Annotated in this window: 11 protein-coding genes; 5 read left to right on the forward strand and 6 right to left on the reverse strand. The window is 67.3% G+C overall.

Features of this window, described 5'->3' with window-relative positions:
* Window positions 1-23: 23 nt before the first annotated feature.
* Genes RTO53_RS04085 through RTO53_RS04100 form a run of 4 tightly spaced genes read right to left on the reverse strand, consistent with a single transcriptional unit; the run spans window position 24 to window position 3,823 of the window.
* Complete coding sequence (locus RTO53_RS04085; protein WP_312236602.1) at window positions 24-2,105, reverse strand: phospholipase D family protein; 2,082 nt, start codon at window positions 2,103-2,105, stop codon at window positions 24-26.
* Complete coding sequence (locus RTO53_RS04090; protein ID WP_312236603.1) at window positions 2,102-2,692, reverse strand: YceI family protein; 591 nt, start codon at window positions 2,690-2,692, stop codon at window positions 2,102-2,104. The genes RTO53_RS04085 and RTO53_RS04090 overlap by 4 nt, the downstream gene beginning before the upstream one ends.
* Before the next feature lie 4 nt (window positions 2,693-2,696).
* Entirely contained in the window at window positions 2,697-3,173 is a 477-nt protein-coding gene (locus tag RTO53_RS04095) for a histidine phosphatase family protein (protein WP_256776759.1), read from the reverse strand.
* 17 nt (window positions 3,174-3,190) lie between these two features.
* Window positions 3,191-3,823, reverse strand: coding sequence for a ParA family protein (locus tag RTO53_RS04100; RefSeq protein ID WP_312236604.1), 633 nt, complete (start codon window positions 3,821-3,823; stop codon window positions 3,191-3,193).
* Window positions 3,824-3,953: 130 nt separating this feature from the next.
* Here RTO53_RS04100 and RTO53_RS04105 point away from each other — a divergent pair, with 130 nt between their 5' ends.
* On the forward strand, window positions 3,954-5,438 hold the full coding sequence (locus RTO53_RS04105; protein WP_312236605.1) for an AAA family ATPase: 1,485 nt from the start codon (window positions 3,954-3,956) through the stop codon (window positions 5,436-5,438).
* 137 nt (window positions 5,439-5,575) lie between these two features.
* Here the strand turns inward: RTO53_RS04105 and RTO53_RS04110 are convergent, their stop codons facing one another.
* Window positions 5,576-6,226, reverse strand: coding sequence for a tetratricopeptide repeat protein (locus tag RTO53_RS04110; RefSeq protein WP_312236606.1), 651 nt, complete (start codon window positions 6,224-6,226; stop codon window positions 5,576-5,578).
* 161 nt (window positions 6,227-6,387) lie between these two features.
* Complete coding sequence (locus tag RTO53_RS04115) at window positions 6,388-7,008, reverse strand: DUF938 domain-containing protein (protein WP_312236607.1); 621 nt, start codon at window positions 7,006-7,008, stop codon at window positions 6,388-6,390.
* 142 nt (window positions 7,009-7,150) lie between these two features.
* On the opposite strand from RTO53_RS04115, the gene RTO53_RS04120 reads away from it, so the two are divergent.
* The 4 genes from RTO53_RS04120 to RTO53_RS04135 are packed head-to-tail and all read left to right on the forward strand — an operon-like array spanning window position 7,151 to window position 12,535.
* Entirely contained in the window at window positions 7,151-8,779 is a 1,629-nt protein-coding gene (locus RTO53_RS04120) for a TldD/PmbA family protein (protein WP_312236608.1), read from the forward strand.
* A 57-nt stretch (window positions 8,780-8,836) separates the two neighbouring features.
* The gene (locus RTO53_RS04125) at window positions 8,837-10,471 is read left to right on the forward strand and encodes a TldD/PmbA family protein (protein WP_312236609.1); all 1,635 of its coding nucleotides are present in this window, start codon (window positions 8,837-8,839) and stop codon (window positions 10,469-10,471) included.
* 20 nt (window positions 10,472-10,491) lie between these two features.
* Complete coding sequence (locus RTO53_RS04130) at window positions 10,492-11,826, forward strand: TldD/PmbA family protein (protein ID WP_312236610.1); 1,335 nt, start codon at window positions 10,492-10,494, stop codon at window positions 11,824-11,826.
* Window positions 11,827-11,833: 7 nt separating this feature from the next.
* Window positions 11,834-12,535, forward strand: a complete 702-nt coding sequence (locus RTO53_RS04135) for a DUF4159 domain-containing protein (protein ID WP_312236611.1) — start codon at window positions 11,834-11,836, stop codon at window positions 12,533-12,535.
* The last annotated feature ends 15 nt before the right edge of the window (window positions 12,536-12,550 follow it).

A 12,550-nucleotide genomic window follows, 5' to 3' on the forward strand; every position in this document is an offset into this window, starting at 1 on the left:
GCGTCTCCGTGCGACGAAAGAAATTACAGGATGGGCACCAGGCCGGCGCCGAAGGCGGTCAGCATGCGCACCAGCAGCCACTTCGGGCCGACGTTGACTTCGGGGAAGTCACCCACCGAGACGTAGCAGGTGTGGAAGTCCTTGTCCTGGCGACGCAGCGGTTCGGGGCAGTTCGGCCCGGGCTGGAATTCGTAATCGGTGGCGTAACGCCACGGCCAGAAATCCAGCACCGGCAGCGCTTCGGAGGCCTTGCCCACGCTGTAGTTCAGGCCCGACAGCACCGGCGGCTTGATCCGCGGCGCCACCGTCCACGAGTTCTGCGGATGGATGTCGCGCAGGATGCTCTGGGCCAGGGCCTCGGCGAACACCGGGTCGTCGATGATCACCGCGCCTTCGGTGTTGTAGTTCTCGCTGCGCGGGTCGAAGTTGTGCGTGCCGATCACGCCGATGCGGCGGTCCACCACCATCGACTTGGCATGCAGGCCCATGCGCGCACCGGTACGGGTGACCGGCAGCGGCTTGTTGACCGCCTTGGTGCCCAGGAACGAGGGCCGTGTTTCTGCACGCAATACGCGACGCTCGACCACGCTGCCATCGGTGCGGCGTCGCGCGGCCGGGCCGGGGGTGGGCTGGCGCCGGCCCGGGTCGAGCGCGGCATCGGTGCCCGTGCTGGCAGTGTTGTCCAGGTCCACGCTGGCACCCGCATCGGCCCTGCGGCCGTTGCCGCTGCCGCGCGCGTTGCTGCCGGCGGCACTGCCACCGATCAGGCTGCTGCGCTTGCCGTCCGACGCAGGGGCTGCGCCGAGCGGGGCCGGCAGCAGGTTGCGGTAGTCGACCGGTGCATCCAGCGGGAACGGCTTGAACTCGTAGAGGTTGAAGCCCAGCTCGCGCATGTTGCGGCGTTTGTACTTGTAGGACAGCGCGTAGACGATCGGGTTGTCGGTGGCGGCCAGGCTGTTGGTGGAGACCACGATGCGCGGTGGCTGCTCGCGCTGGCGCAGGTCGCGGAACAGCTTGCGCGCCGGCTTGGACAGCACCAGGTACGGGGTCTGCAGCAGCACCTCGGTCTGGGCGCTGGCGATCAGCGCATCCAGCTGCGGCTCGGTGACGTGCTGGCCGTTGGCCGGTTGGCTGGGTCGTTCGCGGCGATGCTTGCGCGGCAGGTCGGCCACATAGCGCACCGAGGCCACCGCCATGGCGGTGTCCACGAAGGTGCGGCCGACGTAGGCCGGGTCGTTGGCCTCGTCGCTGACCCGCTGCAGCCGCTGCGGATTGCGATAGTCGGGGACCGGCATCTGCGGCGCACCGGTCCTGAGCAGGGTGGCGCCGACATCGTTGAGGCGTTCGGCCGGGACACTGCGCGGGGCGCGCCAGAACGCGTCGAAGTTGGTCGCCATCTCGCGCACTTCCGGGCCAGCCACCAGCACGTCACGGTCGCGGAAGTTGTACTCGCTGTCCCAGTCGTAATAGTCGTCCTGGTAGTTGCGTCCGCCAACCACGCCCAGCGCATCGTCGATCACCAGCAGCTTGTTGTGCATGCGCTGGTTGAAGCGACGGAAGCAGCACAGCACGCTGGCGGCGTAGTCGACGTAGTTCAGCCGCGCCTTGCCGAAGGTGGGGTTGTAGACGCGCAGTTCGAAGTTCTGGTGGCTGCTGGCCAGTGCACCGAGGATCTGCAGGTCGGAAATGGCCGAGAGCTGGTCGATCAGCACCCGCACCTTGACCCCGCGCCGGGCGGCGGCGAGCAGTTCGTCCAGCACCAGCCGGGCGCTGTCGTCCTTGTCGAAGATGTAGGTCTGCAGGTCGATGCTGCGGGTGGCGCTGCGGATCAGGTTGAGCCGGGCGACCAGCGACACCTCGCCTTCGTCGATGATGGTGGCGTAGTGGCGCGGCGCCGCCTCGGTGGACTCGGCGAAGGCCTTGCCGCCCAGCGCGCGCAGCGGCGAATCCAGCGCGCAGCGGTCCGGGGCGGTGCAATCGACCACGCTCGAGCGCGCCTGCACGGCGATGCCGGCCGCGCGCTCGCGCTGCGCGTTGGACAGCGACGCACAGCCGCTCCCCAGCAACAGCGTTGCCAGCAGTACCACCCGCAGCCATGGATTCACGGTTTCGGCGCCTCGCTCAGACGCGCACGCAATACAAAGGTCACTCGATCACTCAATGCTAGTTGCCAGCTGTCCATCCCATACCGGCCACGCTGCACGGTACCGCGGCTGACCACGTCGCAATCATACCCGGCCCGGGGGCAGGCCGCCGGCTCCACCCGCAGCGTCTCGGGATGGCTGACCCCACGCAGGATCAACCGCCCCTGCACCCCGCCGCCCTTGTCCACGACCTCCGGCCAATAGGGGACGGAGTCGAATTCGACCACCGGGTAGCGTGCCGAGTCGAAGAACTCCTCGCCGCGCATCCAGCCGGTGTAGCGGTCCTTGCCGGGGATTTCCACATAGCGGGTGAACATCCGCAGGTGCACTTGGTGGCGCCCGTCGGACAGCACTTCGATGCGTCCCTCGAAACGCGGGAACACCCCTTCGATCCGTTGCCCCAGCCGGGTACGGATCTCGAAACCGAAACGCGAGCGCGCGGTATCGAAGGCCAGCACCTGGCGGGGAATCTCCGCCGGGGGTTCGGCACAGGCCGCCTCGGCTGCCAGTACCAGCAGGCAGCCCAGCAGCGCGCGCACTACCGCCATGGGGTCACGGCCACCAGAAGGCGGTCAGGGTACCCACGCCGGGCTCGATGCGGGCCTCGCGGTCGAAGGCCAGTACCGCGATGCCACCGGGCGGCATGCCACGGTAATCGCTGCTGGTGCCTTCGCTCATCAAGGCCACCAGCCGTTCCAGTCCCGGATTGTGGCCGACCACCAGCAGGCGCTCGACATCGCGACGCTCGTCGATCAGGCCGGCCAGGGTCCCCGGGGTGGCGTCGTAAACGGCGTCTTCAAGCCGCTTTTCGACGAAACCGGTGATGCCCAGCACCGCTTCGAGGGTTTCGCGGGTCCGCCGCGACGGCGAGCAGAGCACGCAATCGGGCAGCAGGTTGTTCTCCTTCAGCCAGCGGCCGGCCGCTTCGGCTTCGGCCAGGCCGATGGGCGACAGCGGGCGGTCAAGGTCGGCCTGGCCGGTACCGGCGGCTTCGGCGTGGGCGTGGCGCAGCAGGATCAGTTCTCGCATAAAGGCTCTCTTCCGGATCAGGCTTTCTTCAGCCACTTCAACAGTGGCTCCCAGTCACTCTGGTGCTCGCGCACCTGCGCGGAGCGGTAATCGAACAGGCTGCGTCCCAACCCGACCATCACCACGTAACTCTGGCTGTCGCGCAGCTGGGCGACAACCTCGTAAGGCCATTCGGCCAGCATCTGCATGGCCTGCTGGGAGGTCTGGGTCCAGGGCTTGGTGCGGTTGAGCACCAGCCCCACCGGCAGCGCGCGGCGGTGCACGCGCGGCACTTTGGACAGGCTGTTGAGGAAGCCGACGATGGCTTCGATGTCCAGCGCGGAGGGCAGCACCGGGACCACGACGGCATCGGCAACATCGAGGAAGTGGCCGAGATCGTCGGCCAATGCACCTGCGGGAGCGTCGATGACGACCTGGTCGGTTCCGTCGGGGATCAGCTTTTCCCAGCTCTTCTTGCGGTAGACGTCGATCGGCAGCACGGCGCTTTCCAGCATCGAGCGGCGCTGCGCCCAGCGGGTGCTGGAGCCCTGTGGGTCGGCGTCGGCCAGTACGGTCCGTTTGCCGTCCAGGGCGGCATGCGCCGCCAGGTGGGTGGCGACGGTGGTCTTGCCCACCCCACCCTTGGAACCGGCTACCAGGATCGTCTTCATGCCAGCCTCGCTTCCGGGGAACGTCGTCGCAGCGTACACCGCCCTCCGTGACGGAGATAGTCGCGCTGCTGAACCCCTGCGCGGCCCGGCGCTTTGCTATCGTGCGCGATCCAAAGGATTGCAAGCCGGCATGAGCGAGTTACAGGACCTGAGCGCACTCATTCGCGCCAACACCCCGCTGATCATCATCGAGACCCAGGACGAGGGTCGCATCGTGGAGCTGTTCCGGCAGACCCTGATGCATGTCTGGCGTGCCCTGCACCGCTGGTCGATCACCGAGGGCCTGCGCCGCATCGACATGGACCGCGAGGACGAGCCGGTCGGCCCGCCCGATGCGAGCTCGGCCCTGCAGATGATCCGCCAGGCCGAACAGCGCGGCATCTACCTGCTGCTCGATTTCCATCCCTACCTGGGCTATGCCAGCCACCAGCGCGCGCTGCGCGACCTGATCCAGCGCCGCCACTGCCAGGCCCACGTGCTGGTGCTGATCGGGGCCAAGGTCGAACTGCCGGCCGAGCTGGAAGCGCTGGCGACCCGCTTCAACCCGCGCCTGCCCGACCTCAACGCGCTGCTGAAGATGCTCCGCGAGGAGGCCGAGGCCTATGCCCGCGAGAATGGCGGGCGCCGGGTCGAGGTGGACAACGAGGCGGTCAAGAAGATCCTGCACAACCTGCGCGGGCTGAGCATGGTCGATGCACGGCGGATCGGGCGGCAGTTGATCTTCGCCGATGGCGCGCTCAGCCAGGACGACCTGCCGCAACTGGCCCGGCTCAAGTTCGAGCTGCTCAACCGGGCCGGCCATCTGCATTACGAATACGACACCACCCGGTTTGCCGATGTGGCCGGGGCCAACCGGCTCAAGCGCTGGGTCAACCAGCGGCGCCCGATTTTCCTCGGCGGGCAGGGCCCGGCCGGGCTGGATCCGCCCAAGGGCATGCTGCTGCTGGGGGTGCAGGGCTGCGGCAAGTCGATGCTGGCCAAGGCCACCGCCGCCGGCTTCGGGGTGCCGTTGCTGCGCCTGGATTTCGGCAGCCTGTACGACAAGTACCACGGCGAGACCGAGAAGAACCTGCGCGAGGCGCTGGCGTCGGCCGAGCAGCTGGCGCCGTGTGTGCTGTGGATCGACGAGATCGAAAAGGGCCTGGCCAGTGGGGGTGAGGACGGCGGCGTGTCACGCCGCGTGCTCGGCCACCTGCTGACCTGGCTGGCCGAGCGCAAGAGCACGGTGTTCATCGTGGCCACCGCCAACCAGGTGCACGAGCTGCCGGCCGAACTGCTGCGCAAGGGGCGCTTCGACGAGATTTTCTTCATCGACCTGCCCGACGCCAACACCCGGGTGGAACTGTTGCGCCTGCACCTGGGCCGTCGCCAGCTCAATGCCGATGATTTCGCGCTGCCCGCGCTGGCTGCGGCCAGCGACGGGTTCTCGGGCGCGGAGATCGAACAGGCGGTGGTCGCCGGTCTGTATGCCGCCCACGCGGAAACGCGTGTACTGGATACCGAGTTGCTGATGCAGGAGATCCGTAGCAGCCGTCCGTTGTCGGTGCTGATGGCCGAGCAGGTCAACGCGCTGCGCGAATGGGCACGCGGCCGCACGGTCAGCGCCGACGAATAGCGCCAGGATGCATCGAAGGCCATCGCCGCCGCTGGCCGATGCGCGCGCGGCGACGGCTCCGACCGGGGTCGAAGCCGATGCGCATCACCCTGCCTGACGCCGACAGCACCCCGACACGGCGGCCGCCCCGGGTCGGATCAGGGCCAGGCCGGCGGTTGCGCCGCCCAGGCCTGCTGTACCTCGCCCAGGGTCTTGCGCTCGCTGTCGCGCCAGCTCGGCAGCAGCGTGGCGTAGTTGGCCGAGCCGCTCCATTGCTGCGGCTCGGTGCGAACCGCCGCGGCATACCAGCGCACTGCCTCGTCCTTGCGGCCGAGCGTCCACAACGCCAGCGCGTAGGTGGCCGGCACCCACGCGGCATTGCCACGCACGCCGCCCTGGGCGGCGCTCCACTGGGCCAGCGCCGCCTCGACCTCACCCAGCCGGAACAGGTCCCAGCCGTAGTTCCAGCGCACCGTGCGTCCGGCCACGGTGGTGGCCGTGGTGCTGCCGATGGCCTCGGCATACAGGCTGCGGCCCAGCTCCGGGCGCCCCTGTGCGAACGCCACGCCCGCCAGCTGCACGGTGGCATCGAGCGCCTTGCGCCCACGCTCGCGCTGCTTCATGAGCTGGTCGACCAGATCACTGCTGTCGGCCGGCACCACCACTGCCGGAACGGCCGCGGCATCCTGGTCGAAATAGAATTCCTGCACTGCCGGCAGCGCTTGCGCTGCCGCCCCGAACGCGGCCGACGCCGCCGTCAAACCAGCCGCCAGCATCACGCCGGCCAGCCTGTGTCTTGCCACTGCCATGCAAACTCCCCCAGGTTGTCACAACAACCTCCCGGTCCCGATCCTACCCTCAGCGTGCGTCCGGGCGCGAGTGCCCGGGGGCCATTTGGACGCCACCCTTGCCAACCGCGACCCTCCGGCCGCGCCTGCTGCAGGCCTGCCAACCGACTTTCCCGGCCTGGTCAGCCCCGCCGCCACGCCCGCAGCCGGTTGTTGGCGGGCATGGGCACGTCCTCGATCAGCTGCAGGCCCTGCGCGGCGGCCAGCGCGTCCACGGCCTCGGCATCGCGGATACCCGCATCGCGATCGCGCGCCTTCAGCCACGCATCGAACTGGCGGTTGCTGTCACTGCTGAAATCGCCGTGGTAATTGAACGGGCCGTAGATGCACAACAGCGCATCGTCCGCCATCACCGCGGGCAGCCCGGCGAACAACGCCTGCACGTGCGCCCAGCTCATGATGTGCAGCGTGTTGGCGCTGAACACCGCATCGAACGCCGGTGCGGCATCCGGTAGCGGTGCCAGGCCGGGCTGCGGCGACAGTACCGCCTGCAACGGCCACGGTGCCGGCGCATTGGGCAGCGCGGCGGCGGCCAGGCGCTCGGCGATGCCGGGCAGATGGTCGGGATGATCACTGGCCTGCCAGCGCAGGTGCGGCAGCGCCGCAGCGAAATACGCGGCGTGCTGGCCGGTGCCACTGCCGATTTCAAGCACCGCATGGCGGTCATGCAGGTACTGCTGCAGCACCGCCAGGATCGGGTCGCGGTTGCGTTCGCAGGCTTCGGACCACCGCTGCTGGCTCATGGAAGGCTCAAGATGAATTCGACGGCGTCCATCCAACCATGACCGCAGTCACTTGTGCCACTGCCAACAGCCACCGAAAGTCGATGACTTGTCCACTGTCGTCGGCGTGCGCCGCCGACCGTACCCAGGGGAATCGCAAGCTGTGCAACGCCGTGAGTTTCTGACGCTGTCTGGCATGGGCCTGGCTGGCCTGATGCTGCCGCACTCCCGCCTGATCGCCGCCGAGCAGCTGCTCGAGCCTGGCAACGTGGGCCGCAACAAGGTGCTGGCCGAGGCCGCGCTGGCCGCGGCCAGGCGTGCCGGCGCCAGCTACTGCGACGTGCGCATCGGCCGCTACCTCAACCAGGCGGTGATCACCCGCGAGGCGCAGGTGCAGAACATCACCAACAGCGAGTCGTCGGGCCTCGGCATCCGGGTGATCGTCAACGGGGCCTGGGGCTTTGCCGCCACCCACCAGCAGACGCCGGCCGCAGTGTTGGCCACGGTCGAGCAGGCCGCCGCGATCGCCCGGGCCAACGCACGCATCCAGACCCGTCCGGTGCAGCTGGCACCGGTGCAGGGGGTAGGCGAGGTGAGCTGGAAGACCCCCATCCGCAAGAACGCGATGGCCGTGCCGATCCAGGACAAGGTGGACCTGCTGCTGGGCATGAATGCCGCCGCGCTGAATGCCGGCGCCAACTTCATCAACTCCACCCTGTTCCTGGTCAACGAGCAGAAGTACTTCGCCTCCAGCGATGGCTCCTTCATCGACCAGGACGTACACCGCATCTGGCTGCCGTTCACCGCCACCGCGATCGACAAGGCCACTGGCAAGTTCCGCACCCGCGCCGGGCTGTCCTCGCCGATGGGCATGGGCTACGAATTCCTCGATGGCGATGCCAGCGGCAAGATCGCCCTGCCCGGCGGCATCACCGCCTACCGCGACGCCTATGACCCGGTCGAAGACGCCATCGCCGCGGCACGGCATGCGCGCGAGAAGCTCAAGGCACCGTCGGTGAAACCGGGCAAGTACGACCTGGTGCTGGATCCGTCCAACCTGTTCCTGACCATCCACGAGAACGTCGGCCATCCGCTGGAGCTGGATCGTGTGCTTGGCTACGAAGCCAACTACGCCGGCACCAGCTTCGCCACGCTGGACAAGCGCGACGCCGGCTTCCGCTGGGGCAGCGAGCGGGTCACCTTCTTCGCCGACACGACTGCCCCCGTCAGCCTGGGCGCGGTGGGCTACGACGATGAGGGGGTCAAGACCCGGCGCTGGGACCTGGTCAAGGACGGCATCCTGGTGAACTACCAGGCCACCCGCGACGAGGTGCACCTGCTGGGCGAAACCGAATCGCACGGCTGCAGCTACGCCGACTCGTGGTCCAGCGTGCAGTTCCAGCGCATGGCCAATGTGTCGCTGGCACCGGGCAAGGCGCCGCTGAGCGTGGCCGAGATGATCAAGGACGTGGAAAACGGCATCTACATCCATGGCCGCGGCTCGTACTCGATCGACCAGCAGCGCTTCAATGCGCAGTTCGGCGGCCAGCTGTACTACCAGATCCGCAACGGTGAGATCACCGGCATGGTCGAGGACGCCGCGTACCAGATCCGCACGCCGGAGTTCTGGAACGCCTGCAGTGCGATCTGCGACGCGCGCGATTTCCGCTTCGGCGGCTCGTTCTTCGATGGCAAGGGCCAGCCGGGCCAGGTCTCGGCCGTCTCGCACGGTTCGTCCACCACCCGTTTCAATGGCATCAACATCATCAACACCGCGCGCAGCCTGGGATGACTTCTTCCCGGACTGTCGCCGTTTCCCCGCCCCCCCACACCAACGTGGAGAGCTGCCTTGCAAAGACGTGACTTCCTTGCCCTGACCGGGCTTACCGCAGGCGGCCTGATCGTGCCGTCGTTCTTCGGCAAGGTGATTGCCGCCGAACAGCTGCATAGCACCCTGGACCTGGGGCTGAAGAAGCGCCTGGCCGATGCGGCTCTGGCCGCCGCCCGCCAGGCCGGTGCCACGTACTGCGACGTGCGCATCGGGCGCTACCTGCGGCAGTTCGTGATCACCCGCGAAGACAAGGTGCAGAACGTGGTCAACACCGAATCCACCGGTGTGGGCATCCGCGTGATCGTCAACGGCGCCTGGGGCTTTGCCGCCACCAACCAGCTCGGCACCGCCGACGTGGCACGTGCCGCGCAGCAGGCCGCGGCGATCGCCAAGGCCAATGCCGGCGTGCAGACCGCGCCGGTGCAGCTGGCCGCCGCGCCGGGCGTGGGGGAAGTGAGCTGGAAGACGCCGATCCGCAAGAACGCCATGGACGTGCCGATCAAGGAGAAGGTGGACCTGCTGCTGGACGTCAACGCCGCCGCCTTGGCCGCCGGGGCCAGCTTCGTCAACTCGATGCTGTTCCTGGTCAACGAGCAGAAGTACTTCGCCTCCACCGATGGCTCCTACATCGACCAGGACGTGCACCGCATCTGGGCGCCGATGACGATCACCGCCATCGACAAGGCCAGCGGCAAGTTCCGCACCCGCGAAGGCCTGTCCTCGCCGATGGGCATGGGCTACGAGTACCTGGACGGCGCCGCCGCCGGCAAGGTGCTCACCCCCAACGGGGTGGTCAACTACAGCGCGTCCTACGACATGAAGGAAGATGCGATCGCCGCGGCCAGGCAGGCGCAGGAAAAGTTGAAGGCACCGTCGGTGAAGCCGGGCAAGTACGACCTGGTGCTGGACCCGTCGCACACGTGGCTGACCATCCACGAATCGATCGGCCATCCGCTGGAACTGGACCGCGTGCTCGGCTATGAAGCCAACTACGCCGGCACCAGCTTCGCCACCCTGGACAAGCGCGAACAGCACTTCCAGTACGGCAGCGACAAGGTCAACATCTTCGCCGACAAGACCCAGCCGGGCAGCCTCGGCGCGGTCGCCTACGACGACGAAGGCGTCAAGACCAAGCGCTGGGACCTGATCAGCGAAGGCAAGCTGGTGGACTACCAGACCATCCGCGACCAGGCCCACATCCTCGGCAAAACCGCGTCCGATGGCTGCTGCTATGCCGATTCGTGGTCCAGCGTGCAGTTCCAGCGCATGGCCAATGTTTCGATGGCGCCGGGCAAGACCCCGCTGAGCGTGGCCGACATGATCAAGGATGTCGAAAACGGCATCTACATCATCGGCGACGGCTCGTTCTCGATCGACCAACAGCGCTACAACGCCCAGTTCGGCGGCCAGCTGTTCTACGAAATCAAGAACGGCAGGATCACCCGCATGCTGGAAGACGTGGCCTACCAGATCCGCACCCCGGAGTTCTGGAACGCCTGCAGTGCCGTGGCCGATGAACGCGACTACCGCCTGGGCGGTTCGTTCTTCGACGGCAAGGGCCAGCCGGGCCAGGTCTCGGCGGTCTCGCACGGCTCGTCCACCGCGCGCTTCAACGGCATCAACGTCATCAACACCGCGCGCAGCCTCGGCTGAGCGGTCAGGAGCCCCAATCCATGAGTATCTTCACCGAAGCCCAGGCCAAGGCCATCCTCGACAAGGTCATCGCGCTGTCCAAGGCCGATGAGTGCACCGCCGTGCTGGCCGGCGCGATCGACGGCAACATCCGTTTCGCGCTCAACAACGTCTCCACCAGCGGCATCGTGGACAACACCGAACTGGCCGTCACCGTCGCCTTCGGCAAGCGCGTGGGCACCGCCTCGATCAACGAGTTCGACGACGCCGCGCTGGAACGCGTGGTCCGCCGCGCCGAAGACCTGGCCCGCCTGGCGCCGGAAAACCCGGAATTCATGCCGGCCATCGGCAAGCAGACCTACACGCCCAGCCCGACCTTCAGCGCCTCCACCGCGGCCATCGACCCGGCCTTCCGGGCCAAGGTCGCCGCCGATTCGATCGCCCCGTGCCGCGGCCACGGCCTGATCGCCGCCGGTTTCCTGGAAGACGGCCAGGGCTTCCAGGCCACCGCCAACAGCAACGGCAACTTCGGCTACCAGCGCACCACCAATTTCGACTACACCTGCACCGTGCGCACCGAAGACGGTCGCGGCTCGGGCTGGGTGGGCCGCAATCTCAAGGATGCCGCCGACTTCAAGGCCGATCAGGACATCCAGATCGCGATGCGCAAGGCCACCGAATCGCAGGAAGCAAAGGCGCTGGAACCGGGCAAGTACACGGTGATCCTGGAGCCGGCCGCGGCCGCCGGCCTGATCAGCTTCATGATGAACTTCTTCAGCGCACGCTCGGCCGATGAAGGGCGCAGCTTCCTGTCCAAGAAAGGCGGCGGCAACAAGCTTGGCGAGCAGGTCTACGACCCGCGCGTGAACATGCATGCCGACCCGTGGCACCCTGAAGCCGCGGTCCTGCCGTGGGACAACGAAGGCCTGCCGCGCACCAGGCTGCCGATCATCGAGAACGGCAGGATCGCCAACCTGGAGTACTCGCGGTTCTGGGCGCAGAAGCAGGGCAAGACCGCCAACGCCGGTCCGGGCAACCTGCTGATGAGCGGCGGCGACAAGAGCACCGCCGAGCTGGTCCGTGGCACCCAGAAGGGCATCCTGGTCACCCGCACCTGGTACATCCGCATGGTCGATCCGCAGACCGTGCTGCTCACCGGCCTCACCCGCGACGGCACCTTCTACATCGAGAACGGCCAGATCAAGTACCCGGTGAAGAACTTCCGCTTCAACGAGTCGCCGGTGATCATGCTCAACAACATCGAAGAACTGGGCAAGCCGGTGCGCGTGGCCGGTGACGAGTCGAACTTCGTGATGATGATTCCGCCGATGAAACTGCGCGATTTCACCTTCACCTCGCTGTCCGACGCGGTCTGATGCACGGATGAACCGCGCGCAGTTCCTGCGCCTGATGCTGGGCAGCGCCGCCTTCGCGGCGTTGCCCTCACCGGCGCGCGCCCAGGCCGGTCGCTACGACTTCTGGTTCACCCGCCTCAAGTACGACTCCGGCGACTGGGACGTGGATGCGCGCATGCCGTCCAACGTGATCACCTCGCTGATCGATTACACCTCCCTGCGCGTGGACCCGACCGAGCACGTCATCGCCCTGTCCGATCCGCGCATGCTGGAGGCGCCATTCTGCTACCTGGCCGGGCACAAGCTGGTGGAGTTCAACGCCGCCGAGCGGCAGAACTTCGTGCGCTACGTGCGCAACGGCGGCTTCGTGCTGGTCGATGACTGCAACCATGACATCGACGGGCTCTTCGCCACCTCTTTTGAAGCGCAGATGGCCAGGCTGTTCGGCCCGGCCGCGTTGAAGAAGCTGCCCAACAGCCACGCGCTGTATCGCAGTTTCTTCCGCTTTCCCGAGGGTCCGCCGGCCACCGGCTTCGAGCTCAATGGCTGGGGCGATGACCTGGTCCATGACTACCTCAAGGGCATCGAGGTCGATGGCCGTCTCGGCGTGCTCTACAGCAACAAGGATTACGGCTGCGAGTGGGACTATGACTGGCGCAACAAGCGTTTCCTGGCCGAAGACAACACCCGCTTCGCGGTCAACATCGTGATGTATGCGTTGAGCGGCTAGGTTCCTTCCTGCATT

The sequence above is a fragment of the Stenotrophomonas sp. genome, assembly GCF_031995405.1.
Lineage (GTDB): Bacteria > Pseudomonadota > Gammaproteobacteria > Xanthomonadales > Xanthomonadaceae > Stenotrophomonas.